The organism is Microlunatus parietis (assembly GCF_013407955.1).
In the GTDB taxonomy this organism is placed as follows: Bacteria; Actinomycetota; Actinomycetes; order Propionibacteriales; family Propionibacteriaceae; genus Microlunatus; species Microlunatus parietis.
The window spans coordinates 3498830-3524005 of sequence record NZ_JACCBU010000001.1; the positions used below are offsets into that span (position 1 = coordinate 3498830).

At 67.3% G+C, this 25176-nt stretch carries 20 protein-coding genes, 1 tRNA gene and 1 pseudogene; 11 read left to right on the forward strand and 11 right to left on the reverse strand.

Annotation, left to right across the window (positions count from 1 at the left end):
• Window position 1 precedes the first annotated feature (1 nt).
• Together BKA15_RS16840 and BKA15_RS16845 are read right to left on the reverse strand one after the other, a co-directional pair.
• Window positions 2-1219, reverse strand: a complete 1218-nt coding sequence (locus BKA15_RS16840) for a hypothetical protein (RefSeq protein ID WP_246322361.1) — start codon at window positions 1217-1219, stop codon at window positions 2-4.
• 24 nt (window positions 1220-1243) lie between these two features.
• Window positions 1244-2728, reverse strand: coding sequence for a glycosyltransferase family 87 protein (locus BKA15_RS16845; protein WP_179752650.1), 1485 nt, complete (start codon window positions 2726-2728; stop codon window positions 1244-1246).
• 139 nt (window positions 2729-2867) lie between these two features.
• Here BKA15_RS16845 and BKA15_RS16850 point away from each other — a divergent pair, with 139 nt between their 5' ends.
• Window positions 2868-3596 carry an SDR family oxidoreductase gene (locus tag BKA15_RS16850; protein ID WP_179752651.1) on the forward strand — a complete coding sequence of 243 codons (729 nt, stop codon included), beginning with the start codon at window positions 2868-2870 and terminating at the stop codon, window positions 3594-3596.
• Window positions 3597-3609: 13 nt separating this feature from the next.
• Here the strand turns inward: BKA15_RS16850 and BKA15_RS36420 are convergent, their stop codons facing one another.
• Entirely contained in the window at window positions 3610-6105 is a 2496-nt protein-coding gene (locus BKA15_RS36420; RefSeq protein WP_179752653.1) for a transglycosylase domain-containing protein, read from the reverse strand.
• The gene (locus tag BKA15_RS16860; protein WP_179752655.1) at window positions 6098-6517 is read right to left on the reverse strand and encodes a DUF5318 family protein; all 420 of its coding nucleotides are present in this window, start codon (window positions 6515-6517) and stop codon (window positions 6098-6100) included. Before BKA15_RS16860 ends, BKA15_RS36420 begins: the two co-directional genes overlap by 8 nt.
• Window positions 6518-6739: 222 nt before the next feature.
• Between BKA15_RS16860 and BKA15_RS16865 the strand changes: the two genes are divergently transcribed.
• Window positions 6740-7861 carry an L-talarate/galactarate dehydratase gene (locus BKA15_RS16865; RefSeq protein WP_179752657.1) on the forward strand — a complete coding sequence of 374 codons (1122 nt, stop codon included), beginning with the start codon at window positions 6740-6742 and terminating at the stop codon, window positions 7859-7861.
• Complete coding sequence (locus tag BKA15_RS16870) at window positions 7854-8522, forward strand: FadR/GntR family transcriptional regulator (RefSeq protein ID WP_312879079.1); 669 nt, start codon at window positions 7854-7856, stop codon at window positions 8520-8522. The genes BKA15_RS16865 and BKA15_RS16870 overlap by 8 nt, the downstream gene beginning before the upstream one ends.
• Before the next feature lie 16 nt (window positions 8523-8538).
• On the opposite strand, the gene BKA15_RS16875 is transcribed toward BKA15_RS16870, so the two are convergent.
• Window positions 8539-10575 (reverse strand): glycoside hydrolase family 2 protein, encoded by a 2037-nt coding sequence (locus tag BKA15_RS16875; protein WP_179752661.1) that lies wholly within the window; start codon window positions 10573-10575, stop codon window positions 8539-8541.
• Window positions 10576-10727: 152 nt separating this feature from the next.
• On the opposite strand from BKA15_RS16875, the gene BKA15_RS16880 reads away from it, so the two are divergent.
• From BKA15_RS16880 to BKA15_RS16900, 5 genes are all read left to right on the forward strand, one after another.
• The gene (locus BKA15_RS16880; RefSeq protein ID WP_179752662.1) at window positions 10728-11753 is read left to right on the forward strand and encodes a LacI family DNA-binding transcriptional regulator; all 1026 of its coding nucleotides are present in this window, start codon (window positions 10728-10730) and stop codon (window positions 11751-11753) included.
• Window positions 11754-12051: 298 nt separating this feature from the next.
• Window positions 12052-12918 (forward strand): carbohydrate ABC transporter permease, encoded by an 867-nt coding sequence (locus tag BKA15_RS16885; RefSeq protein ID WP_179752664.1) that lies wholly within the window; start codon window positions 12052-12054, stop codon window positions 12916-12918.
• Window positions 12915-13826 (forward strand): carbohydrate ABC transporter permease, encoded by a 912-nt coding sequence (locus BKA15_RS16890; protein ID WP_246322362.1) that lies wholly within the window; start codon window positions 12915-12917, stop codon window positions 13824-13826. Before BKA15_RS16885 ends, BKA15_RS16890 begins: the two co-directional genes overlap by 4 nt.
• Window positions 13827-13856: 30 nt before the next feature.
• On the forward strand, window positions 13857-15311 hold the full coding sequence (locus BKA15_RS16895; RefSeq protein ID WP_179752666.1) for an ABC transporter substrate-binding protein: 1455 nt from the start codon (window positions 13857-13859) through the stop codon (window positions 15309-15311).
• Between the two features lie 64 nt (window positions 15312-15375).
• Window positions 15376-15762: a nuclear transport factor 2 family protein gene (locus tag BKA15_RS16900; protein WP_179752668.1), complete on the forward strand. Its 387-nt coding sequence runs from the start codon at window positions 15376-15378 to the stop codon at window positions 15760-15762.
• On the opposite strand, the gene BKA15_RS16905 is transcribed toward BKA15_RS16900, so the two are convergent.
• Window positions 15763-16245, reverse strand: a complete 483-nt coding sequence (locus tag BKA15_RS16905; protein ID WP_246322363.1) for a CGNR zinc finger domain-containing protein — start codon at window positions 16243-16245, stop codon at window positions 15763-15765.
• A gap of 61 nt (window positions 16246-16306) precedes the next feature.
• Between BKA15_RS16905 and BKA15_RS16910 the strand changes: the two genes are divergently transcribed.
• The 3 genes from BKA15_RS16910 to BKA15_RS35605 all read left to right on the forward strand — a co-directional run bounded on the left by BKA15_RS16910 (window position 16307) and on the right by BKA15_RS35605 (window position 17239).
• Window positions 16307-16459 carry a hypothetical protein gene (locus tag BKA15_RS16910; RefSeq protein WP_179752672.1) on the forward strand — a complete coding sequence of 51 codons (153 nt, stop codon included), beginning with the start codon at window positions 16307-16309 and terminating at the stop codon, window positions 16457-16459.
• Window positions 16460-16532: 73 nt separating this feature from the next.
• Window positions 16533-16605 (forward strand) — tRNA-Ala (locus tag BKA15_RS16915).
• A 286-nt stretch (window positions 16606-16891) separates the two neighbouring features.
• Entirely contained in the window at window positions 16892-17239 is a 348-nt protein-coding gene (locus tag BKA15_RS35605) for a hypothetical protein (protein ID WP_246322364.1), read from the forward strand.
• Here BKA15_RS35605 and BKA15_RS37305 read toward each other — a convergent pair.
• The 5 genes and pseudogenes from BKA15_RS37305 to BKA15_RS16940 all read right to left on the reverse strand — a co-directional run.
• A pseudogene (locus tag BKA15_RS37305) lies at window positions 17159-18289 on the reverse strand (recombinase family protein); the annotation flags it as partial. The gene BKA15_RS35605 and the pseudogene BKA15_RS37305 sit on opposite strands and share 81 nt — an antisense overlap.
• A gap of 47 nt (window positions 18290-18336) precedes the next feature.
• A complete protein-coding gene (locus tag BKA15_RS16925; protein WP_179752673.1) occupies window positions 18337-18801 on the reverse strand; it encodes a sulfate permease in 465 nt (154 codons plus the stop codon).
• A 280-nt stretch (window positions 18802-19081) separates the two neighbouring features.
• A complete protein-coding gene (locus BKA15_RS16930) occupies window positions 19082-19684 on the reverse strand; it encodes a hypothetical protein (protein ID WP_179752675.1) in 603 nt (200 codons plus the stop codon).
• Between the two features lie 14 nt (window positions 19685-19698).
• Window positions 19699-20154, reverse strand: coding sequence for a single-stranded DNA-binding protein (locus BKA15_RS16935; RefSeq protein WP_179752677.1), 456 nt, complete (start codon window positions 20152-20154; stop codon window positions 19699-19701).
• Window positions 20155-20217: 63 nt separating this feature from the next.
• A complete protein-coding gene (locus BKA15_RS16940) occupies window positions 20218-25155 on the reverse strand; it encodes a helicase-like domain-containing protein (protein WP_218871389.1) in 4938 nt (1645 codons plus the stop codon).
• Window positions 25156-25176: the final 21 nt, after the last annotated feature.

Consider the following 25176-nt stretch of genomic DNA (forward strand, 5'->3'; position numbering starts at 1 on the left):
GTCAGCTGGCCCAATGGCCGGTGAAGAACAGCCAGCACCACCAGAGCATGATCAACACCGACAGCGTGAACGCGGTCACCACCAGCACCCTGTGCATGATCGCCAGGGCCGCCCGGCGCGGCTGCCAGGTGCCCCAGCTCGCCACCATCAGCCAGAGCGGGAACCACAGCAGCACGGCGCGATTGACCGAGAAGAACCAGTACGACATCGAGAACGCCAGCACCTGGACGGCGACCCAGCTGGCCTCGGCCCAGAGTCGCCGGACCAGGCACCAGACGGTGACCACGACCCCGAGCGCCATCGAGGCCATCTCGAATCGGAACACCTCGGCCCAGCCCGGATGATCGGCGTACGCCCCCGGCTCGATCGCCGGCAGCGTGTTGAGGAAGGACTGCCAGGGCCAGGTGAAGCCGCGCGCCCAGCCGGACTCCTGGGCGGCGAACCAGGCCGTCCAGGAGCCGGTCAGCAGATAGAGGAAGATCACGAAGGCGGCCAGCACCGAGGCCGGGATGATCAACAACGCGGTCCGCCGGAGCCGGGCCGACCAGCCGATCTTGCGGGTGGTGATGATCATGACGAACAGGGCGCCGATCAGAAACAGCCCGGACACCCGCAGCGTGCAGGCCAGGGCGGTCAGGCAGGCCGCGGCGAGCCAGCGGTCGGACCGGGCACGATCCCAGGCCCAGAACGCCGCCGCGCAGAACAGGGATTCGGTGTACGGGACGGTGGTGAACACCGCCGTCGGGGCGAACAGCCAGGCGATCGCCGCCCACTGGCCGCCCAGCCGGGCGAGCGCGGCGGCGGCGAAGGCCGAGCCGATCGTGGACAGGACCACGCCGCTCACCGCGACCGGGATGCCGAGCTGCAGGCCGAGCGCGAGCAGCCCCGGCAGGCCGGGGAAGAAGGCCATCAGGTTCGGCGCCGAGAGATAGCCGCCCTGGGCCAGCTGACTGAAGTGCTGTACGTCCCAGTTGCTCACCATCGAGGTGAGGGTGCGCTGCTGGGTCAGCGCGAGCAGCAGCGCGACCAGGCAGATCAGGCCGCGGCTGAGCAGCCAGGCCTGGACCACCGCCCGGCCGCCGCCACGGGCCAGCAGCCGCTCCGGCAGCCCGGTCGCGAACGCCGGCAGACCGTGCGGTGCCGGCCACCGTCGCGCCCGTGTCGGTCTCGACCGCGCCTTGCGAGCTTGCGCCGGAGCCGCCGGCGTCGAGTCAGTCATCGGTGTCCAGCCATCGGGGAGGGCTCAGCCATCGGGGTCGGGGCCGGCCGCCCGCGCCGGAGCCGGGGCGGTCGAGACCGGTCGGGACCACAGCCCGGTCAGGGACCAGCCGCGGTCGGCCGCCCGGTCCAGCACGCCGCCGCCCGGATCGTCGGCGCCACCGGCCCGGACCAGGTCCCGTTCCGGCCGCAGCGCGTCCAGCACCACCTGCACGACCAGGTAGCACTGCACACCGATCCGCAGGATCACGGCCACCCAGTAGAGCCGGTCCGCCGAGCCGTCGGCCGGCTTGAGGACCCCGGCCAGGTGCCACCAGATCGCCGCGAAATAGAAGAGCTCGGCGGCCGTGAACAGCCACCAGTCCCGCCACCGGGGCCGGGCCAGGATGAGCAGCGGCAGCAGCCAGAGCACGTACTGCGGCGAATAGACCTTGTTGGTGATCAAGAACGCGGCGACGACCAGGAACACCATCGCGCCGAACCGCGGCCGCCGCGGCGCCGCCATGATCAACCAGCCGATGCCCAGACAGGCCGCCAGCATCAGCACGAAGTTGATCACGTTGAGCGCCGGGACCGGGTGGCCGGCGAGCTCGAAGACGTACCAGAGCGAACCGAGATCGCCCTGCCGGTCGGAGTTGAAGGTCCAGAACGCCAGCCAGGATTCGGGAGCGAGCAGCACCACCGGCAGGTTGACCAGCGACCAGCTGATCATGAAACCGCCGAGCGTCGCGAACAGGTCGTTCAGCTTCTTCGTGCGTACGCAGAGCAGGATCAACGGTCCGAGCAGCAGCACCGGATAGAGCTTGGCCGCGGTCGCCAGGCCGAGCAGGACACCGGCGACGATCGGGCGCTTGCGGGCCCAGAACAGGCAGCCCAGGGCGGTCAGCGCGATCACCAGCAGGTCCCAGTTGATCTGCGCGGCGGCCGCGACGCAGGGCGAGGCGGCGAGCATCATCGCGTCCCACGGCCGGCCCTCGACCGTTCGCACCTGGGCCCAGACCGCGACCAGGAACAGCAGCCCGAGCAGCACCTGGTTGACGTCGACGAACAGCAGCGTGGACGAAACCTGCTGCCAGTCGTTCAGTCCGGTACCCTGAGCGCCGCCGAGGAACCGGGTGAGCAGCCGCTCCAGTTCCAGGAACCAGCCGGTCAGCACCGGGTACTCGAGCACCGGGTAGTCCGGGCTCGACTGCAGGTACGGCGTCAGGCCGGCCATCAGCCCGCGGCCCTGATAGAGCAGCCCGATGTCGGAGTAGCACATCAGCCGGAAGTGGTCCGGCGCCTGCCCCGGCACCGTGATCCGGCACGGGATCCGGAAGATCATCCCGACCAGGTACGTCAGCGTCGCGACCGCCAGCGTGACCCGGACCGGGCTCCACCAGGCCCGCCCGGCCGCCGCGCGCCGCCCGAGCGGACCGCCGAGCCGCTGACTGACCAGCCGGACGAACCCGTCCTCGGCCGACGGCTCCGTCACGACACCCCTGGGCCGGGCCGGCTGATCGACAGTCATCGGAGGCGACTCTACTCAGCCCCGCCCCTGCCTCGCGCCCCTGCCGGTTTTTCACGTTGCGTGAAAAACTGTCGCTTTACCAGAGAAGTTTCTCGTGTAAAGCGACAGGAAACTTGGTGACGTGGGTCGGGAGGGACGCATGGGAGACTTCGCCGGGCGGACGGTGTTGGTGACCGGAGCGAGCGGCGGGATCGGGGGCGCGACGGTGCGGCACCTGGTCCGGGCCGGCGCCGAGGTGATCGCGAGCGGCCGTTCCGAGGAGGCCTTGGCGGCGCTGGTCGAGGAAACCGGGGCGCGGGCGCTCCCGTTCGACCTGACCTCCGAGGACAGCGTCCGGGCCGCCCTGGACGGGGTCGACCTGTGGGGCGTGGTGAACTGCGGCGGCTTCGGCGGTGAGATCGCGACGCCGACCGAGACCGACATCGCGGTGTTCGACCAGGTGATCAGAGTCAACGCCCGCGGCGCCCTGCTGGTGATCAAGTACGCGGCACGGTCGATGCAGCGCCTCGGCCGGGGTGGCTCGATCGTCAACGTGTCCAGCCAGGCCAGCCTGGTCGCGCTGCCCGGCCACATCTCGTACGGCTCCTCGAAGGCGGCGCTGGACAACATCACCCGGGTCTCGGCGCTGGAGCTCGGGAAGTACGGCATCCGGGTCAACAGTGTGAATCCGACCGTGGTGATGACCCCGATGTCCGCCTGGTACTGGGGCCGCGAGGACATCGAGCGCCCGTTTCTGGACGCGATGCCGCTGGGCCGGTGGGCCACCGAGGACGAGATCGCCGCGCCAATCGTCTTCCTGCTCAGCGACGCCGCGTCCATGATCACCGGCGTCAGTCTGCCGATCGACGGCGGCTACAGCTGCCGCTGACGGTACGCGCGGCTCAGCCGGAACTGGAGCCGTCGGACGTCGCGTCGCTGCCGAGAATCGAGCCGCTGGAACCCGAGCGGCCCGAGTCGGTCGATCCCGAGGATCCGCTCGTGTCGGATTCACCGGAGGATCCGTCCGAGTCCGTACTGCCGGAGGATCCGCCGGAGTCCTCGGTTGCGCCGCCGGAGTCGGAGCCGTCGCTCGATCCGTCCGAATCGGACTGGTCGTTCGAGCCGCCCGAGTCGGAGCTGCTGTCCGAGTCCTGGCCGCCGGAGTCGGCGTCGCCGCTCGGATCCTCACTCGGCTGCTCCGTCGGTTCCTCGGTCGGCTCCTCCGACGGTTGCTCGGTCGGGTCCTCCGACGGCTGCTCGGTCGGGTCCTCGCTCGGTTTCTCGGTCGGATCCTCCGACGGCTGCTCCGTCGGGTCCTCGCTCGGTTCCTCGGTCGGTTCCTCGCTCGGTTCCTCGGTCTCCGGATCCTCGGTCTCCGGGTCCCGGGTCTGCTCCTGCTGCTGCGGGCCCGGGTCGTCGTCGCGCGGCCGGTCCAGGTTGACCCAGGCCGGGTCCTCGAACTCTTCGACCGGCTGGTCCTTGGTGGCCTTCTTCATGTAGTCGGCCCAGGTCAGTGCCGGATACGTACCGCCGAAGAACGTGCTGTCCCCCGGCCGGGCGTAGTCGTCGAGGTCCTCGTTGCCGCCGTCGCCGGCGACATACATGACCGAGGTCGAGATCTGCTTGGTGTACGCGACGAACCAGGCCGACGTGATGTCGTCCTTCACGCCGTCCTTGGTGCCGGTTTTGCCGGCGACCGGGCGGTCCAGGGTCTGCACGGTCCGGCCGGTGCCCTCCTCGACCACGCTGGACAGCGCGTACGTGACGTCGTGGGCGATGTCCTCGCTGACCGCGCGCTTCTCGGCCGGCTTGGCCTCATAGATCACGTTGCCGGCGGCGTCGGTCACCGAGTCGACCACGTGGTTGCCGACATGAATCCCGTCGTTGGCGTATGTGGCGTACGCGCCGGCCTGGTCCAGCGGGCTCACCTCGGCCGCACCGAGAGCGATCCGGGTGTTCTCGTCCCAGCCGGCACCCTTCGGCGCGCCGGCCGCCTGGGCTGCCTTGCTGATCTTGCTCGGGCCGTCGTCCATCTCCACCGTGAGGTCGACGAACGCGGTGTTGATCGACTCCGCCGTCGCCCGGCGCAGGCTGACCGTGCCGTACTCGTGGTTGAACTCATTGCGGACCCTGACCGGGTCGCCGTCGGGGGTGAACGAGTTGCCGTTGAAGTACGAACGCAGGCTGTAGCCGTCCTCCAGCCCGGCCGCGAGCGCGTACGTCTTGAACGTCGACGCGGTCGGCCGCGGGGTCGTGGCCCAGTTGCGCGAGTTCGCGACGTAGTCCGGGCCGCCGTAGACGGCGAGCACCCGGCCGGTGCCGACCTCGACCGACGCGATCGCCGCATGCAGGTCGGACTTCTTCTCGTCCGCCGCGTCGGCCGCCTTCTTAGTCCACTTCTGCGCCGACTTCACGGCCGCGTTCTGGGCCGCCTTGTCGAATGTCGTGGTGATCTTGAGGCCGCCGCCGTTGATCGTGCTGGAGTCGAAGCCGGCCGCGAGCAGTTCGGCCTCGACCATCTTGAGCAGGAAGCCCTTCGGCCCGCCGTAGCGCTGGTTCTTCTCGATCTCCGGGAACTTCGGCAAGGCCTTCGCGTGCTTGGCCGCCTCGGCCGGCGTGATCGCGCCGGTCTCGGCCATGCTCTGGATCACGTACCGGTAGCGCTCCAGCAGCTTCGGGTTGTGGCCGTCGTCGGCGTCCGGGTCGAACACGGTTGGGTTGTTCAAGATCGCGGTCAGCGCCGCCGCCTGCGGAACCGTGAGCTCCTCGGCGTCCACATCGAAGAACGCCTTCGCGGCCGCCTGGATCCCGTACGCACCGCGGCCGAAGTAGATCGTGTTCAGGTAGCCCTCGAGGATCTGCTCCTTGGTCAGGTCCTTGTTGAGCTTGTACGCAAGGAAGACCTCCTTGAACTTCCGGGCCAGGGTCTGCTCCGACGTCAGGTACATGATCTTGATGTACTGCTGGGTGATCGTCGACCCGCCCTGCAGCGACTCACCGCGCAAGATCGCCCAGGCGGCCCTGATCATGCCGGTGATCGAGATCCCGGGATCGGTCCAGAAGTCCCGGTTCTCGGCCGACACCAGCGCGTCCTTGATCGACTGCGGCATCTCGTCGAACGTCAACGGCTGCCGGTTCTGGGTGGCGAAGCTGCCCAGCTGCGCCTTGCCGTCGTTGTAGTACACGAAACTGGTCGCGGTCTGGAAGTCGGCGTTCGGGTCGGGCAGCTCGGTGGTCTGATAGCCGACGACGACGATCGCGGTGGCGCCGACCAACCCGATCAAGATCAGGGCGACCAGGCTGCGGACGATCCGGCGGGCCCAGCGGCGGCCCTTCGACTGCTTGTTCTTCCCCGATTGTCCTGCGTTTCGGCGCGACCCCAAGGGGCGCTCAGCCATAGATGTCCTCGACCGTCTGCTGCCGGCGCGGAGGCTTGCGCTTCACCCCGTCCCCGAGCAGGTACGACATGATCATGAAGTTCCAGCTGCAGCCGAGGCACACCTCGACCACGACGACCTTGAACTCGCCGAACTCGTGCGCCATCTCCTCCAGTTCGGCGGTCCGCTTGATCCGGCCCGAGTACTGCCCGAGCTGGTCGCCGAACACGTAGTGCAGCTGGGTGAGTTCCGTCGCGTCGCAGACCGGGCAGGTGCCGTCGACCTTCTCGCCGTGATGCTTCGCCGCGCGGAGCAACATGGGGTCGGCGTCGCAGGCCTCGCGCCGGGCCAGCCGGCCGCCGGGACGCCGCAGCGCGGCCAGGGTCGATCGACGCTGCAGTGCGTAATCGACAACCTCCCGCTGGGACCACATGGCCTCCAGGGTACGTGTCGATTTCGGCGTTGGCGATATCGCAGATCGGGTCGAAGGGTGGTGACGCACAAGCAGAAATCACGGATGGGCCGGTGCCAGAGTTCCCGAGCGGCGAGACATCACCGGCCGTCGGGCGGCGTGTCGTGACGACCGTCACGCGTTCGTACGGTAGTGCAATTGCTTGTCTTGTCATGACGAAACCTGGATTTGTACGATGAATTCATGCCCGACCGCATCCGTACCCTGAAGCTGTCCCTGGCCTACCTACCGCTCGCCGTACCGATCAGTGATGCGAAGGTGCTCACCGGCCGTCAGCGACCCTTGACCCAGGTGGCGCTCCTGTTCGCCGAGATCACCACCGAGGCAGGCTTCGAGGGGATCGGATTCAGCTACTCGAAGCGGGCCGGCGGGCCCGGACTGTTCGCCCATGCGCGCGAGATCGGCGGCGACGTGATCGGCGAGGACCCGAGCGACATCGGCAAGCTCGACACCTTGCTGGTCTGGGCCGGAGCCTCGGTCGGCCGGAGCGGCCTGGCCACCCAGGCGATCGCCGCGATCGACGTGGCCCTGTGGGACCTCAAGGCGAAGCGGGCCAGCCTGCCGCTGGCCAAGCTGCTCGGTTCTCATCGTGATGCGGTGCCCTGCTACAACACGTCGGGCGGGTTCCTGAATGCGCCGATCGAGGAGGTCCTGGACAATGCGGCCGAGGCCGTCGAGCGGGGAATCGGCGGGATCAAGATCAAGGTCGGGCAGCCGGATCAGCTGGCCGACCTGGCCCGCGTCGAGGCCGTACGTTCCTCGTTGCCGGAGTCGGTCGCGCTGATGGTGGACGCCAACCAGCAATGGGACCGCGGGACCGCGCTGCGGATGGGCCGGCAGCTGGAGCCCTTTGGTCTGGTGTGGATCGAGGAGCCCCTGGACGCGTACGACGCCGCCGGGCACGCCATGCTCAGCGCACGCCTGGACACCCCGATCGCCAGCGGCGAGATGCTGACCAGCGTCGCCGAGCACCGGGCCCTGATCTCGCAGAACTCGGTGAGTTTCCTGCAGCCGGACGCGCCCAGGGTCGGCGGGATCACGCCCTTCCTGAGGATCCTGGCCCTGGCCGACGAGGCCGGCTTGAAGGTGGCGCCGCACTTCGCGATGGAGCTGCACCTGCACCTGGCCGCGGCCTATCCGGGCGAGGTCTGGGTGGAGCACTTCGACTGGCTGGAACCACTGTTCAATGAACGGCTGGAGATCGCCGACGGCCGGATGCTGGTGCCCGACAGGCCCGGGATCGGCGTATCACTCAGTGATCAAGCCCGCGCCTGGACCGTCGAGACGGCCACGTTCGGTGGCTGAATCGCTCACTGAGCGGGTCGTCGGTGAGTTGACCCGGGAGATCGCCGAGGGCGTCGTCGCGGCCGGCGAGCGGCTGCCGACCGAGGCGGCCTTGATGCAGCGCTTCTCGGTGTCGCGGACCGTGGTCCGGGAGGCCGTCGCACGACTGCGGGCGGCCGGCCTGGTCGACTCGCAGCAGGGACGCGGAACCTATGTGCTGACTCGGCCGAGCGGCGTCCGCTTCGAGTTCGGCGAGACCGCCGCGCGAAGCTTGCCCGAACTGCTGGAGCTGGCCGAGTTCCGGATCGGGGTGGAGTGCGAGGCTGCGGCCCTGGCGGCGCGGCGACGCGATGATCAAGATCTGGTACGGCTTCGGAAGGCGCTCCAGGAGCAGCGGGCCGCCGCCGACGCACCGGCCCGTTCGATCCAGGCCGACTTCGACTTCCATCTCGGGATCGCCCGGGCCTCACGCAACCGCTACTACGCGGACCTGCTGTCGGCGATCGGCCCGATGATGATCATCCTGCCCAAGGGGCGGCGCCGGGCCGGCCGGCCGGCCGACCCGGTCCGAACCGAGCACGACGCCATCCTGACCACGATCGACTCCGGCGACCCTCAGGCCGCTGCGGCAGCGATGCGTACCCACTTGATCAACTCCGCTCACCGGCTCCGCCGGGAGTGACGTGCCTTGGGCCGAGTCAATGCGCCTGGAGCTCGACGTCGACGAACGTATGACCGGCCATCGTGTCGTCGGTCTGGAGCGCGACCAACCGCAGACGAGGGCCGGCACCAGCCGGCCTGGCCGGAGGAACCGTCGTCCGGACGCTCAGCGGTTCGCTGCAGACATGCGGTTTGACGGTCACGTCGATCGACCCCGCATCGTGGTCGGACCCCTCCCAGCTCCATCCCAGACGGCCGACGAACGGCTCTGAGCCACGGTGCGAGACGGCCACGTTGACCACGATCTCCTGTCCCGCGGTCGCCAGGAGATCGGCGCCGGGCCGGACCGGGATCAGGTCGGGAATCAGAACCGTGTCGCGATGGACGTCGGCCGGAATCGTGCCGCCGAGGTCCTTCCGCCGCCGGTCGAAGGTGTATGTCCCGGCCGTCTCGTGCTCGATGTCGGTGAGCTCGCAATAGATGTAGCCGGAGATGGCGTCCTCCCGACGCAGCCGCTGGGTCTGCCAACGAAGGTGCCAGCCGCGCTCGAGGCTGGTGTGCCCGACGCCGTACTCGGTGTTCAGGTTGGGCCGGGCCTTCCCATCGGGCTCCCTGGCCCACAGCGGTCGGTCGAGCGCGTCGGGGCCGAGGCCGATCGGAAGGATGTCAAGCGTGCCGGCGGCGCTCCTGGCGACGACGTCATCCCATTTGACCAGATCATCGGTGTAGACGTGCCAGTCGACGATGTCGGTCTCGACATGAGACCAGCCCGAGTCGTCGACCACGAGCCGGGTCGGGTCGAGTCGGTGGGCGAGCTCGCTGATCCGCTGCAGCGTGGCCGCCCGCTCGGGGTCCTCGGCCGCCTGCCAGTCGAGTCCCCATTCCTCGTTGTACAGGCCCCAGATGATCACACTCGGGTGGTTGCCGTACTTCAAGATCATCTCCGGGACCAGACTCTCGAAGGCGTTCACGGCTTCCGGCGTGAATCGACCGATGCTCGGTGGCTCGACCCACATCAGCATGCCCAGCCGATCCGCGTAGTGGAGCTGCCGCGGGTCCTCGAACTTGAGATGCTTGCGGACCAAGGTGAATCCCGCATCCCGGGCAAGTTCGAGGTCGCGCAGGAGTGCTTCCGGGCCGGGGGCGGTCAGCCCACCGTCCGGCCAGTACCCCTGGTCCAGAACTCCACGCAGATAGAGTTGCTCGCCGTTGAGGTACAGCGCCGATCCCTGAGCTTCGATCCGGCGCAGGCCGGTCGTCGACGTCACCACATCGTCGCTGCCGCTGCCGCCGGGGTGCAGCGTCGCGGTCACCTCGTACAGGAACGGATCGTCGGGTGACCACAGCCGCGGCTCGGCGATCGGCAGATCGATCACCGCGTGTCCGTCGACGACCGCTGTCACCACTGCAGGTTCATCGCCGACGGCGAGGCTCACCGTCGCAGCTTCCGAGACTCCTCCGGTCTCGATCGAGGCCCTGAAGCCGGTCAGGTCCTCGTTCGGCTGCAGAGACAGCGACCGAACGTACAGCTCGGGGCGAGGTTCGACCCACACGGTCTGCCAGATGCCACTGCTCGGCGTGAACTGGCAGCCGTCGAAGTCGTCGGCCGGCAGCGACCTTTGCTTGCCGTGCGGTACGAAACGCTTGTCGATCGGATTGACCACACGAACGACGATCAGCATCGACTCGCCGCCGGTGCGGGGCAGTTCACACTCCAGACCGGCGTGCCCGCCGGCCACGTGTGCCACCTCGACACCATCGACCCACACGGTCGCCTCGTGGTGCACGCCGCCGATGATCATGAACGTTCGCAGGTCCGACCACTCGGGCAAGACCTCGAACCGCCGTCGATACCATCCGATCGGCAGCCAGTGCGCCTCAATGCCGGAGGCGGGCGATTCCCAGGCGTAGGGAACGGTGATCCGCTCATCCCAAGGACCGGTGTCGCCGCGATTCCAGCCCTCACGCAGTCCGCGATCCTCCGGATCACGGGCGAAGTCCCAGTCGCCGTCCAAGGACTGCCACCGGCTGCGGGCACCGGAAGGACGGGGGTGTAGCTGCTCGGTCTGGATCATCGACCCACCACTTTCTCGGAGCTCTTCGCTGAATCTCTGGTAGAAAGTAGCAAGATTCCTTGCAACGCTGCAACGCTACGTGGCATGTATGGGCCAGTTCGGGCTTCATGCATGACACTGGCTGGATCGCCGACCGGAGAGGGGTCCGTTGGATGTCAGTCACGCTTCGTGACGTCGCGCTGGATGCAGGCGTCTCGGTTCGCACGGTGTCCAACGTCGTCAGCGGAACCGTCCGGGTCGCCCCGGACACCAGGTCTCGGGTCGAGGCATCCCTGCAGAAACTCGGCTACCGGCCGAACGTCATCGCGCGGAATCTTCGCCAAGGGCGGACCGGCCTGATCGGGCTCGCCTTCCCGGAACTGGACGTCCCCTACTTCGCCGAATTGGCACGCGCCATCGTACGGGCGAGCCGTGAGCACGGGCTCACTGTGGTGATCGAGCAGACCGAGGGTCGGGAGGAACACGAGCGCGCCCTGCTGGACGGCGGCGCCCGGGGGACCGTCTTCGACGGATTGATCCTGAGCTCCCTCGCACTCGGAGCGGACGAGATCGCCGACCTCGCCGGCAATCTGCCCATCGTCATGCTCGGCGAACGAGCACCGCACCACCGACTCGACCACGTGGGGATCGACAACGTTGCGGCGGCCCGGGTCGCGACGGAGCACCTGGTGAGCCTCGGCCGGAGCCGGATCGCGGCCATCGGCTACCAGCATCCGAAGGTCAACGAGACGGCGCATCTCCGGGCGCGTGGCTACGAGGACGCCCTCGCCGACGCCGGACTTCCCGTCGATCGGTCACTGTGCGCCTACACCGACGCCTACCACCGCGAAGACGGTGCCCAGGCCATCCGCCGGTTGCTCGACCTGCCCTCGCCACCGGACGCCGTCTTCTGCTTCAACGACCTGCTGGCACTCGGGGCGATGCGTGCCGCTCTCGCCCACGGCGTACGCATACCCCAGGACCTCGCCATCGTCGGCTTCGACGACATCGAGGACGGCCGCTACAGCACCCCGACCTTGACGACCATCGTCCCGGACAAGGAGCAGATCGCCTTGGTCGCGGTCGAGATGCTGCTCGCCCGACTCTCCGACGACCCGTCCAAGGCCCGCGAACATCTCGCCCGATTCGAGCTCGCGGTGCGGGAGAGCACCGTTCGCCGCCGCCGCCGGCGCGGATAGAACCGGCGCCCGACGGGCCGACCTCATCTCCTCACGGTTTGGGAACATGTCTTGCAACGTTGCAGCGGTTATGTGCATACTTCCGTGACCGAAGGCAACGGATCGACTCTCCACGAGTACGCAACGAAGCGCAGGAAAGGTGCCCCATGGTGGACAGTGGTGTTCCCCGAGTCGAGTCGCCGCCCGATCGGGGGCGCGAACGATGGTGACCGTGGGGACGGCTCTCCCGGACCAATCCGAGCGATCGGGTCGGGCTCCGCGACGCGGAAGCCGGCAGGCCGTGTGGATCTGGGGCTTCTTGACCCCGACCATCATTCTGTACGGCTTGTACACCGTCTATCCCGTCATCGGGTCGTACTGGTACTCCCTCGTGGAGTGGAACGGGTTCGACGCCGAGAAGACCTTCGTGGGTTTGCAGAACTACCGAGCCGTGCTCGATGACCCGCTGTTCTGGAACTCCTTCAAGACCACCTTCTTGTTCATGATCGTTTCGGTGCCGATCAAGTTGATCTTGACACTGGGCGCGGCACTGCTGCTGAACTCGCCACGGATGCCGCTGTCGAACCTGTTCCGAACCGCCCTGTTCCTCCCGGTGGTCACGACGACGGCGATCGTCGGCGTGGTGATGCAGCTCATCTTCGATCCCGCCAGTGGGCCGGTCAACCAAGCCCTGATCGATCTTGGCTTCATCGACGAAGGAATCCCGTTCCTTGCCGACACCGGGACGGCGTTCTGGACCGTCGTCGCCGTCGACATCTGGAAGTGGTTCGGCATCACCATGATCTACTGGCTCGCCGCGCTGCAGACCGTCCCGACCGAGCTGTATGAAGCGTCCTGGCTCGACGGCGCGAGCGCCTGGCAGTCGTTCAAGAGCGTGACCCTCCCGCTCCTGAAGCCCTTCGCGATCATCATCTCGCTGCTCGAGCTGGAGGGCGCGCTGCACATCTTCGATCTGATCCTGACCATGACCAACGGCGGCCCCTTCTTTGCCACCGAGGTCGTCGAGATCTACATCTACCGCTGGGCCTTCGCTGCAACCGTGCCCCAGCTCGGACATGCCAGCGCCGCCGCGGTGATCTTCGGATTGTTCGTCTGTGCTGTCGGCGCACTGCAGCTGATCGGCATCCGGGCCGTACGACGGAGCCGTGCGGAGATGGCATCATGACCGTCTCGATCACCGGGCGTTCGGACACCGAAGCAGCCCAGCCGAAGCAGCTCCGGAGCCGGCGGTGGCAGCGCGGAAGGATCATGCGGCGGGCACCGTGGTGGATCGCGGTCGTACTGATGCTGATCGGCTGCTTGATCTGGATCTACCCGTTCCTCTGGATGATCTCTGCGTCGCTGAAATCCACCATCGAGATCTTCAGCGCCGGACTTCAGCTGATCCCGGAGGAGTGGAGGTTCTCGAACTACGCCGAGGCCTGGGACGAGGCCAACTTCGGGCGCTATCTCATCAACACCATCATCGTCACGGTCGTGACCGTCATCGTGGTCGTCGTCCGATGCTCCATGGCCGGATACGTCCTCGGCCGGTTCGCCTTCCGTGGTCGCAAAGCCGTGATGGGTGTTCTCATCGCCACGATCTTCGTACCGGTCGGCTACACCATCATCCCGGTCGTCGACATCACCATGCGGCTCGGCCTGCTCAACTCCTTGACCGGCATGATCATTGCGCTGTCCGGCGGAGCGCAGGTCGCCTCGATCCTGCTCTACGCCGGCTACTTCCACGGCGTGCCGAAGGAGTTGGAGGAAGCCGCCATCATGGACGGCGCCGGGTTCTGGGCCGTCTTCAGCAAGGTGATGTGGCCGCTGGCGCGGCCGGTCACCGCAACCGTGACCCTGCTGACCTTCCTCGGAACGTGGAACGCGTTCTTCCTGCCGCTGGTCTTCACCCTGTCGAGGCCGGATCTGAGGACGGTGAGCGTCGGGATGATGGCGTTCGTCAGCGAACGCTCCACAGATTGGGCCGGAATGGCCGCCGCCGCCACGATTTCCCTGCTCCCGATCGTGGCCCTGTTCATCGTTCTGCAACGTCAATTCGTCGAAGGCATCGCCGGTGCCGTCAAGCAGTAGCTGCACACCACACTCTCCCGGAGGACAAGGATGAATCCCACGAATCGCCGTCGATTCCTGCAACAGTCCGGCCTGGCGCTCGGCGCTCTCGCCGCTGCCGGCTGCAGCGGCGCCACCAGCGGCAGCGGTAGCGGTAGCGGCGGAGGCACCACCAAGATCATCTGGTGGGACCATTTCGGTCCGCTCCAGGACCTGCATGAAACGTGGTTCGAGGAATACCACGCGAAGCGGTCCGACGTTGTCGTCGATCATCAGTTCTATACCGGCGAGAAGATGTGGCAGGCCATCCAGGTCGCCAAACAGTCCAACCAGATGCCCGATGTGTTCACCCTCGCCGGATCGGACTATCCGCCCGCCTCCTTGATCGATCAAGGCTGGCTGCAGCCGATCACCCTCACGGAGGAAGCCAAGCAGCAACTGCCCGCCGGGTCGCTCCTCGACGGCATCACCGTCTTCGATGACGCGGTGTACAGCTTCCCGATCTTCAGTTGGCGTCAGTTCACCGGACTCAACTGGTTCAACACGGAGCTGATCCAGCAGGCCGGGCTTGATCCCGCCGCTCCTCCGCAAACCTACGAACAGTTCCGGTCGGCAGCTCGTGCGGTGGTCGACAAGACCGAAGCGTTCGGTCACCTCTGGTTCTTCAAGACCGATCCCGATGGTCACGTGAACGACATGGCCCAGGCGGCCGGCTTCGAAGGACTCAACGGCGTCGAATTCCGAACCGGAGAGTTCGCCTATCACGCCGAGCCGTATCTCAGGGTGATCGAATTCATGCATTCTCTCTACGTCGACAAGCTCATGGCGCCCGGATCCCGCTCCATCGACGCGAACCAGGCCCGACTGCGCTTTGCGGCAGGCGAATCCGCCTACTGGTTCGAGGGCCCATGGGCGCCAGGGGTGATCAACGATGAAGCCGAAGAGTTCATGCCCAAGCTCGATGTCGGTCCGATGCTGGTTCCCGACGAAGGAATGCCGCTGGTCACCTATCGCCCGCCGGTGGGCGGCGTCTTCTGGCTCGGAAAGAATTCACAACACCCGGCCATCGCCTCCGAGGTGATGAGCACGTTCGCCTCCCCCGACTATGCACGCCGGGTGTCGGAGAACATGGACCAACCACCGGCCGACCTGAACATGGTCAGCGAGTCCAATGCCCATCCCGCGTGGAAGAAGGCCATCGACATCTTCAAGGGCACCACGTATCTTGCACCGTCACCTGCCGTCGGCAACGCCGATCTCTCAGCGGTCAGCGCGCACATCAAGCCCACCCAACCCGGCCTGGCCGACATCATCGAGGGATTCTTCGCGGGCAAGATCCCGAACCTGGAGCAGGCACTGAAGGACCTGTCCGAACGATCCGCAAAGGCTCGGGCGGACGCCATCGAAGCTGCGAAGAAGGATGGCGCCGACGTGAGCGCCGACATGTACGCCTTTCCCAACTGGAAGCCGAACCAGGACTACTCCGAGGAGATGTACCAGGGTTGAGGCTGCATCGGGCCGGCGGGCTGATGGTGGTCACCGCGCCATCGCCCTGGCTAGGGTCGGACCCGTGATCGACACCGCCGCGCTCGCCGAACGCTTCCTGACCACCTTGGAAGCCCGGAATTGGGAGGCCTGGCAGGCATTGCTGGCCGACGACGTCGTGTACGAGTTGCCGCAGACCCGAGAACGGATCCGCGGCCGAGCGGCGTACCTGATCTTCAACCAGACCTACCCCGGCGACTGGCACCTGACCCCGAAGGTGATCATCGGCGACGGGCGGCGGGCCGTGATCTGGTTCGGCTGGCTGGTCCGGCGTCCCGAGGGCGACGAAACGGCGGATGCCCAAGTCTTCTTAGAGTTCGACGACACGGGAGTGATCACCAAGGTGACCGACTTCTGGCCGGAGCCGTACGAGCCGCCGGCCCGGCCGGAGGGCCTGATCGAACGCTGGTGATCACCGGGCGCGGGCGCGGTGCCGCCGGACGGCGTCCCGGTTGGCGCAGGCCGGGCTGCAATAGCGCTGCCGCCCGTTCCGGGTGAGATCCACGTACACGCGATCGCAGTCGTCGACCGCGCACCGCCCGAGCCTGTTCATGCCGCGGCCGGCGAGGTGAAGGGCCGTACCCGCCGCCATCATCGCCCCCACCTGATGCCCGACACTGATCTTGTCCGGCCGATAGTGCAGATGCCACCCCGTGCCGGCGTGGTCGGTCAGCGTCGGGAACGAGCAATAGGCCTCGGTCATCGCGTTCACCCGCCTCCCCCGCTCCTCCGGGTCGTCGGCGTCCACCACAGCGAGCCACTCCCCGATCGCCCGCCCCACCAGGTCGAGATCGTCGGCGGTGATCGGCAGCTCCCGTACCAGCCCGTGATCGTCACAAACCTGCCGCAACTCGTCCACCGAAGTCGGCGGCCGATTCGCCAGATCCTGCGCCATCACCACACCGTCGACACCGTAAGGGTTGAGTTGCATAATCCCATTACAGCATCCTTGGTCCATGACCGCGACCCGCGACCACGAGCACCACTGGCAGACCGCCTCCGAACACACCACCAGCCAGGGCCGCCTTGCCTACCAGTCCTGCCCCTGCGGCCGCTGGCGCATCCTCCGCCTGCACACCCTCAGCACGGTGGTGGGCGGGGGCCGTTGACCGCGGGTTTCGCGTTGGCCCGACCCGCCCACGATGCCGTACCATCGAGCGTCGAGCAGCTTCGGCCGCTCCCGGGGCCATGGCGCAATTGGTAGCGCACCTGCTTTGCAAGCAGGGGGTTAGGGGTTCGAGTCCCCTTGGCTCCACAATTTCAGACGTACTAGAACACCTGACATCGGTTGATGCGGATGCGAGGGCGGCGAAGGGTTCGGCGAGTCGGATGGTCGCCTGTTCGTCTTCGCTGATCTCGATGCCGTTGGTGAGGGCTTGGTTCGCCAGCCGTTTGCCTTGGTTGTTGGTTCGGGCGTAGAGGGTCGCGCAGTCGACCAGCAGGCTCAGCGCGGTGTTGAGTTGTTTGCGTGATCCCTCGTGGCGGTCGTGCTCGCTGGCGAGCTTTCGGTCGATGTCGGCTAGGCCGGTGCGGATGCGGTCTTGGTGGCGTTTGAGGGTGTCGAGGTCGATCGCGTCGGCGAAGTGCGCGGCGAGGAGCTTGTCGCTCTCGTTCTGGAGTCGTCTGCGGTTCTCGTTCAGTTCTGCGAGTTCTTGGGAGCGGGAGGCGAGGCGTTCGTCGAACGCGGCCTCGACTTGCGTGGCGAGCGCGGTGTACTCGGCCTCGGTGATGGCGATCTGCTGGTAGCAGTCGGCGACGAGCTGCTCGGCGATTCCGACTGGCAGGGCACGGCGGGTGCAGTTCTTCCGTTTGGAGGCGCGGCCGGAGCAGACGTAGTAGGCGTAGCGGACGCGTTGCTTGTTGGCGGGGTAGTCCAGTTGCAGCCGTGATCCGCACTCGCCGCAGAACAGCGAGCCTTTCAGGTAGTGGTCGTGCGAGCGGCGTCGTTCGGAGGCGATCTTGCGGGAGTTCAGGAGTGTTTGAACTTGCTGCCAGGTCTCGATGTCGAGCAGCGGTTCGTGGGCGCCGGGCTGCTCGGCTCCTTTGTAGCGGACGACGCCGATGTAGTATGGGTTGCGCAGCAGTTTGAAGAACCCGGAGCGCCCGACCGGGCCGGAGGGGCGTTTCGGTGTGGGCACGGTGGTCAGCCCGCGCGCGGTCACCTCGGCGAGCAGGTCCACGACCGTGCGTTCCCCGGTTGCGTACTGCTCGAACACCCACCGCACCAGCGGCGCCCGCTGCGGGTCGACTTCGACGGTGCGGTACTCGCGGCCTTGCTCGTCACGCTTGCGCACGTTGAGGTAGCCGATGGGTGCGCGCATGGGCGTGCCACCGGTCTCGAACTTCTGCGTGAGTCCTTTGGTGACCTCGGTGGCGAGGTTCTTGGAGTAGAACTCTGCGATGGAGGACATGATCCCGTGCAGCAGCATCCCCGAGGGGGTCTCGTCGATGTTCTCGGTCGCTGACACCAATGTCACCCCGGCTTGGACGAGGCGGCGGTGGATCTCCACGTCGTCGAGACGGTTGCGGGCGAGACGATCGACCTTGTGCACGATGCAGTAGGTGACCTGATGGGTCGCGATGTACTCCAGCATCCGCTGCAGGTCCGGCCGGTCGGCGGAGCGTGCGGACTCGCCGGCGTCGACGAACTCAGCAACGATGCGCGCCCCGAGCGATTCGGCCTTGCGCGCGTTCGTCTCTCGCTGGGCGGGGATCGAGAACCCTTCGTCGCGTCCGCCCTTGGACGCCTGCTCCTTGGTCGAGACCCGCTGATACGTCACCGCCGTCAGCAACGGCAAGGTCTCAGCCACAGGCGTCGGCGCTATGGGTGTCATCGTCATCTGTTCCTTGCTCGCCCGCCAACGACGCGGCGGGCGCTGAATCTTCGTCGTTTCGCTGGGTGCTGATGCGACGCTGGCGCTCATCGAGTTCTTGGGCATGGAGTTCGTCCGCGACGTGCAGCACGAGCGCGACCAGACGTTTCCGGTCAGGTGCCGAGCGCACCCGAGGCTCGGCCGAGATGCGTCGGCCCGTGCTCGTGGTGCGGTAGTGCTTCATGCCCGGTAGGTGCACGCCGGGTCTGATCGTGCCGGTCTACGAGCTGGAGGGCCCCGGCTGCGTCGTCCGATTGCTTCTGACGCCGCCGCTCACGGCCCTCCCTGTGCCGGGCCTTGAGGAGCAGGATCACGCTGATCGGTCCCATGAGGATGAACTTGAGGCCGGACCAGCAGGTTACGAGGACGATGAGGTGGAGCCAGCCGGGTCCGCCCGCGTCGATGACAGTGGTGCACCAGTAGGCGATGGCGAAGTACGGGACAGCGATGAGCATCGCCGGGATGCCCCACTTGAGGCCGTCCCGGCAGCGGATGCGGTCGAGCAGTATGTTGCTCGGCATGTAGGCACGAAGGTAAGCGGCGGCGTGGCCGCTGGCGGCCCAGATCAGTCGGAGCATGGTCAAGTCCTCCCTTGGCGGCGACGCCAATGCGGGATGGACTTGCCCGGGCGGATTCCCGAGTCCGTCGTGCCACCGGGCCGGAGGCTGGTGGCCTAGCTGATTCTCTGTCGCCTGTTGCCAGTCTATGCTCCGGCACCGACATCGGGAAGGGAACGGCGCGGCGCGCCGGACAGGCCGTCCCGCGCGTCGCGTGTGCTGGGCGGCTGACCTGGGCGCACACCGATGGGGCCGAGACCGTTGTTGAGGTTTCGGCCCTGGTGCGGAATCCGGGCCAGGTTCAGGTGACTTCGCCGGTGTCGGGGTCGACGCCGAGGGTGGCGAGGAACTCTTCCTCAGCCTGTCGGCGGCGTTCGACGTCGGCCATGACGAAGGCTACGAAGTCCTCGTCTCGGTTGACGATTTCGACGTCTTCGATGGGCTCGGCCGGGTCTTCTCCGGGCCAGATCGTCTGTCGGGTGGGGCGGTCCCGGTCCAGCCTTGTACCGCTGGCCGCTACCCAGTCCCGCAGCCGCTGTCTCGCGTCGGCGAAGTCCCGGTGCCAGCCGATAGGGGCGCTGCCGGACTGCTGGGGGTCGTAGGCGCACTGCCAGTGCGTGTAGAGCGCGGACAGTTCCCAGACCAGTTCCCAGTGCCGGTGCCACATCGGCGGGACCACGCTGGCAGGCAGGCCGTAGGTCACCCGGAGCCAGTCGATCCACCGGTTCAGCTCCAACCAGGTGTGCTCGGCCTCGTCGGCGCGGAGCAGGTTCCAGTTGATGGGGCCGGGTGGCTCGTCGAGCATCGGCTCGATCTCGCCGCGTTCGTCGGTCTGGTTCGCCGGATCGAGGTCAGGGTCCGGGTCCGGCCCACCGTCGGGGCCGAGTGTGTCGTGGGTGTTCATGACGATGCGGCCTCTCAGCGGGCCAGGGCCGCGGACTCGTGGGCTGGTGCGGTCTGTTCGGGCCGTTCGAACGACTTGCTGCGGTCCAGGCCGAGGGCATCGTGTTCGACCCCGGTCGCCTTGCCCCGGTTGATGGTGTAGTCGGTCGTGGTCGGGTTGTGGCTGATCGTTGTCGCCCGGAACTCCTCACGTTCGGCGTTCTCGGCGTCGGTGAACTTGCGGAACTCGCCGGTGGCGATGAAGTCGTCGTGCTTGGCGAACTTCCCGTACGCGACCTCGGCGAGGTCGTAGCGGACCACGAGGTCGTGGAACGTCTGGCCCTGTTTGGTGAAGTTGCCGTCGTCCTCGCGTTGCCAGTGGTTGACGCGGACCCGCGCGTAGAACCGCGCGACCCCGGTCTTCTCGCTGTAGGTCAGTCGCGGGTCGCCGACGATGCGGCCGACCATCACCTTGTCGTTCTTGATGCCCATCTCGCATCCTCCTGTCCTCGCGGCCTCGATCGTTCGGGGCCAGCTGTGACAGACAGGTGCGCTTCACAGACCCCGAGTGAACGAGTCCCGCTTGACAGGCTCGACAGGCGACAGCCCAGGTGCCGCAGGGGTACGTCGTGGGTCTGGCCGGACGCCGAGGGCGGGCCGGTGGGCTCTGACCGCCTCGACGGTGAGCGCCTCGCCGGGCTGCGGCGACGTGGGCTCGGCCGCTGACGGCTGGTCGATGTCTTCGTGCATCGCGGCCAGCTGGGTTTCGACGCGGGCGAAGTCTTCTTCTGCCTGGGCGAGCGTGGCGACGTGCCGGAAGGGTTGCCCGATCCGCTGCTCGGCATCCGCGATCGCCTGTTCGGCGGCGGCGAGGTCGTCGCGGGCGTGGTCGAGCAGGGACGGGATGCCGGAGGCGCGGTTCTCGATGCGTTGGATCACCCCGATGCCGCTGTCGAGGAAGGTGTCGCGGGCGATGACGGTGCCGCTGCGGGGCACACCGGCGAGGCTGATCTCGACGAAGGGGTCGCCGCCGGTCGCGGGCCGGGTGGTGAGGGTGATGTCGAAGCCGCTGATCCGGCCGATGGTGCCGTAGTCGCGCGTGGCGTAGCGGGAGGTCCATTTCAGGTCCGAGGCGTGCGCCCACTGGGCGAGGGCGTGGGCGGCGTCGGCGCGGGAGGTGTAGGTGCGGTCGGCCAGCTCGATGCGGAACCGGTCGCCGCTGGTGTCGGTGACCTTGGGGAGCGCGGCTTCCAGCGCGGCGACGTCATCACTGGCGCGGCGGGTGGCATCCCGGGCGCGGTCGCGGGTGTGAATCAGCATGGACTCGTTGCGGTGGTAGGCCCTCTCCAGCCGCCGCAACCGGGTGACCTCGTTCTGGATGGTGGAGTGCTCCAGCAGCAGCGGGTTGCCCGAGCTGATGGCCTTCGCCTCGGCCGCCGACAGCGCGGAGGAGTCGATTTCCTCGATCTCGCGAGTGTCGAGCCGCCCCCGCATGAGCTGGGCGATGAAGGTCGCCTTCCGCTCGACGCCTTGCCACATGTAGGAGTCGAAGGACCGTTCGGTGACGAACCGGACGATCGCGACCTCCACGTTCTGATTGCCCTGCCGCAGGATGCGGCCCTCACGCTGAGCGATGTCGGAGGGGCGCCACGGACAGTCCAGGTGATATAGCGCGACGGCCCTGTTCTGGACGTTGGTGCCGACGCCCATCTTCTCCGTGGAGCCCATCAGCACGGCGATGTGACCATTGCGGGCGGCGGCGAACAGCCTGGCTTTGTCGGCATCGGTCTTGGCCTCGTGCATGTACCGGATCGCCTCAGACGGCATGCCGCGTTCGACCAGTTGCAGGTGGAGTTCGTCGTAGGCATTCCACCGGTCCTGGGCCGGGGTGCCGATGTCGGAGAACACCAGCTGCAACGCACCTCGCACCGGCGAGGGCTGCCCGGTGATGGTGTCGAGGTACTCGTTGTCGCGTGTCTGCTGCCAGACCCGGTAGATTGTGTCCGCGGCCACGTCCACCTTGGTCGGCCCGGACGGCCGGTTCGGGACGACCATGCGAATGTCGAGGGCGGCCTTGCGGCCGTCGGTGGAGATCACCAGCATGTTGTCCTCGTTCGGGGACACGCTCTTGGATGCGACCTTGTCGGCCCGTTCGCCCAGGTGCTCGATGAACCGCTCCAGCTCGACGGTCGGCTGCACCGCCACCGTCGCCGGGGCACGCTTTCCGTCGTCGCGTTTGGCGAGGTCAGGTGTCGGCAGGTCGAGGTCGTCGGCGGTCTTCACGTCGGCGAAGATCGACCACATCTTCAACATCTCCGGCACGTTGGAGAACTTCGCGAACCGCGTCTTCATGCGGAACGTGTTGTTCCCGGTGGGGGCCATCTCCATCTGCGTGACCGTCTGGCCGAACGTGGCCGCCCACGCATCGAACGACCCGATTCCTGCCCGTTCCAATAGGTCCGGGCGCAGATACCGCTGCATTACGAACGCCTCGGTCACCGAGTTGGAGATCGGCGTCGCGGTCGCCGCGGTGACCACCCGCTCCCGGCCCTGGCCGCGAAGGTACTCGAGCTTCATGTGCAGGTCGCTGGCCCTACCGGAGCCCTCGATCGAGGCGTCGCGGATGTTGGATTCGGTCGCCAGGTTCTTGTACATGTGCGCTTCGTCGATGATGAGGTAGTCGATCCCGGTGTCTTCGAAGCACACCCCTGCGTCCCGGTCGGCGTCGACGCGGGCCTTGACTTTGTTCTCCAACTGGAGCAGCTTGCGTTGGATGCGCTTGACGCTCATCCGGTCCTCGCCCTGAGCGTCTTCGAGCACGGTCCGGACCTGCTCGACCTGGCCTTCGATGTATGCCTGCTGGGTCTCGGCACGCAGCGGGATCTTCGCGAACGCTCCTTGGGTGAGGATCACCGCGTCCCACTCGTTCGCCGACGCGCGCGCGACAAACAACCGGCGTTTGTCGGCGGTGAGGTCCTGACTGGACGCGGCCAGAATCCGCGCCCGCGGATAGATCTGCAACCACTCCCGGCCGACCTGTTCCAGCATGTGATTCGGCACGACCACGACCGGCTTGGATACCAGGCCCATGCGGCGCATCTCCATCGCGCCAATGACCATCTCGGCCGTCTTCCCGGCGCCCACCTCGTGAAATAGACCGGCCGCGGGTTCGGCGATCATCCGCGCGACCGCCGCCCTCTGGTGCGGACGTGGGGTGAAGGTCGCCGCCATGCCCGGCAGGCTCAGGTACTCTCCGGCGTCGGTGTAGTCGCGCAGCACGATGGAGTTGAACCGGTGGTTGTACTCATCCACCAGCGCCTTGGCCCGTTCGGGGTCTTCCCACACCCACTCGCCGAATCGTTCCTGAACAGCGTCGGCCTTTTCCTGTGCCGCCGCGGTCTCGACGGGGTTGAGCACCTGGCGCTTCTTCCCGTCGATGCCTTCGATCTCGTCGTAGACCAGCAGCGTTCGCTGTTCCATCACGGCCTGGGCGATGTCGGGTGCGGGGCGGCGTTCGGTGCCCCACTCGCTGGTCGAGAGCAGCCCGGCCGGGCCACCACGGACCTCCCACATGCCCGGCAACGGGTTCTCTACCCGCACCTCGCGGGTGCGCAGCAGCTCGCCCAGGAACTGCTCGTGAACCTCCGCGCTGATCCACACCGCCCCCAGACGTGCGGTGATGTCCTCCACCCCGAGCGTCTCGGGCAGCACCTCGGTCAGTGCGTCGACGTTGGTCTGGAAGGCGGGATCGTCGGCCGCGCGGGTCTTCGCGGCGTCGAGCCTGGTGCGCACATCCCCGGACAGGTAGGCGGGAGCGTGGATCAGCGCGTTCGTGTCGGGGTCGGTGAACACCAGCCCGGCCAGCGCGGCACGGGCCTCGGGTTCGGGCATGCCGAGCATGTCCGCGATCAGCGGTAGGTCGATTCCGCCGGTGCGGTCCAGGCTGACCGCGATCGCATCCGCCGGGGTCTCCACGCCGTGTATCTCGGCGCGGGGCGCGACGACCCGGCGGGTCATGATCGCGGCCGGACTGGCCGTCTGGTCGGTGTCGTCGAACTGCTCCAACGCCAGCACCAGCGGCCCGAACGGATCGGACCGCAGCAGCCGGATCGGGGTCGGGGCGATCCGGGCGTAGGTGTCCTCCCCGGCGTCGTTGGTGCGGCCGGTGCGTCGCAACGTGTAGCGGTTCAGCGGTCCGTACTTGCCGAGGTACTTCTGGTAGCCGCGGCGCAGCTCGGCGCGGGCTTCGTTGATCTCGTCGGTGTCATCGACCGTCGCGGCCTCCAACGTCAGCAGCCGGGTTGCGGCGTCGCGCAGCCCGAGCAGGGCGCGCAGCTCGACGGCCGCGGACTTGGGCACGTCGAGCGGTTCCACCGCCCCGGTGACGACGGTGCCGAACCCGCTGCCGTGCTTGCCACTGTCGGTGGTCACGATGCTGCCGTTCCACCGCTCCGGTGGTGCCGGGGTGAACGCGGCCCGCCGGGACCGCTGCTCACTGGTGCGTTCGGTCATTGTTAGTCCGAGGCGGCGGGCGCTGAACGTTACTTGGTCGATCGCGTCGGCGAGCTCGTCTGTGAGCTGGTCGAGGTTTCCGCTGACGATGAGCGTGTCGTTGCCGTACATTCCGTGGCCGACGCCGAGGTCGCCGAGAACGTGTTCGGGGTGGTGGTCGAAGTAGGCGTTGATCTTGATCGTGTGGCCGTCCAGGTGGATCGGGGTGACCGTCTCCCACAAGTCATCGGCCGGGGGCTGTCCGTCGTCGCGGCGGCGGAAGATCAACAGGTCGGTGACGACCTCGGTACCCGCGGCACGGCGGTGCGCGCCGGTCGGGAGTCGGATCGCGGCGACCAGGTCGGCCAGCGCGTTCATCTCCCGGCGCGCGCCGGGGTTCTGCACGTCCATCGTGTAGTGCGAGGTCAGCACCGCCACCAGCCCACCTGGCCGCGTCAGCCGCAGGCTCTTGAGGATGAAGTGGTTGTGCATCGACTGCCGCGTCGCATTGTGCACCGGGTCGTGCAGGGTGATGTTCCCGAACGGGACGTTCCCGATCGCTGCATCGAAGTGGCCCTCGGGCAAGCGGGTGTCCGCGAACGACTCGGTACGGACGCTCGCGTGCTGTGGATACAGATCGCGGCTGATGGAGGCCGTGAGCGGGTCCAGCTCGACCCCGGTCATCTGCGCGCCGTCGGGTGCGAGGCCGATGAACGTCCCCAGCCCCGAACCCGGTTCCAGAACCTCCCCGCCGTCGAATCCCAGGGCGCGCAGTGCCCGCCACACCTCCCGTGCGATCAACGGGTCGGTGTAGTGCGCGTTGATCGTCGTCCGCGCCGCTGCATCCCATTCCGCGTCGTTCAACAGCGCGCGCAGTTCGGCTCGCTCCGCCTGCCACTCTTCCTTGGTGTCGTCGAAGACATCCGGGATTGCGCCCCAGCTCGACCAACGGGCGAGCACCTGCTGCTCAGCTGCCGTGGCGTATCGGTCCTCGTCCGCCAACTCGCGCACCACCTGGATCGC

What these genes read in the sequence shown, in the direction of transcription:
- BKA15_RS16930 (WP_179752675.1), bottom strand. Translation starts at nt 19,684, where the DNA reads ATGAACACCCACGACACACTCGGCCCCGACGGTGGGCCGGACCCGGAC.
- BKA15_RS36420 (WP_179752653.1), bottom strand. Translation starts at nt 6,105, where the DNA reads ATGGCTGAGCGCCCCTTGGGGTCGCGCCGAAACGCAGGACAATCGGGG.
- BKA15_RS16910 (WP_179752672.1), top strand. Translation starts at nt 16,307, where the DNA reads ATGACCGCGACCCGCGACCACGAGCACCACTGGCAGACCGCCTCCGAA.
- BKA15_RS16880 (WP_179752662.1), top strand. Translation starts at nt 10,728, where the DNA reads ATGTCAGTCACGCTTCGTGACGTCGCGCTGGATGCAGGCGTCTCGGTT.
- BKA15_RS16865 (WP_179752657.1), top strand. Translation starts at nt 6,740, where the DNA reads ATGCCCGACCGCATCCGTACCCTGAAGCTGTCCCTGGCCTACCTACCG.
- BKA15_RS16890 (WP_246322362.1), top strand. Translation starts at nt 12,915, where the DNA reads ATGACCGTCTCGATCACCGGGCGTTCGGACACCGAAGCAGCCCAGCCG.
- BKA15_RS16850 (WP_179752651.1), top strand. Translation starts at nt 2,868, where the DNA reads ATGGGAGACTTCGCCGGGCGGACGGTGTTGGTGACCGGAGCGAGCGGC.
- BKA15_RS16875 (WP_179752661.1), bottom strand. Translation starts at nt 10,575, where the DNA reads ATGATCCAGACCGAGCAGCTACACCCCCGTCCTTCCGGTGCCCGCAGC.
- BKA15_RS16905 (WP_246322363.1), bottom strand. Translation starts at nt 16,245, where the DNA reads ATGGCGCAGGATCTGGCGAATCGGCCGCCGACTTCGGTGGACGAGTTG.
- BKA15_RS16935 (WP_179752677.1), bottom strand. Translation starts at nt 20,154, where the DNA reads ATGGGCATCAAGAACGACAAGGTGATGGTCGGCCGCATCGTCGGCGAC.
- BKA15_RS16895 (WP_179752666.1), top strand. Translation starts at nt 13,857, where the DNA reads ATGAATCCCACGAATCGCCGTCGATTCCTGCAACAGTCCGGCCTGGCG.
- BKA15_RS16860 (WP_179752655.1), bottom strand. Translation starts at nt 6,517, where the DNA reads ATGTGGTCCCAGCGGGAGGTTGTCGATTACGCACTGCAGCGTCGATCG.
- BKA15_RS16925 (WP_179752673.1), bottom strand. Translation starts at nt 18,801, where the DNA reads ATGCTCCGACTGATCTGGGCCGCCAGCGGCCACGCCGCCGCTTACCTT.
- BKA15_RS16845 (WP_179752650.1), bottom strand. Translation starts at nt 2,728, where the DNA reads ATGACTGTCGATCAGCCGGCCCGGCCCAGGGGTGTCGTGACGGAGCCG.
- BKA15_RS16840 (WP_246322361.1), bottom strand. Translation starts at nt 1,219, where the DNA reads ATGACTGACTCGACGCCGGCGGCTCCGGCGCAAGCTCGCAAGGCGCGG.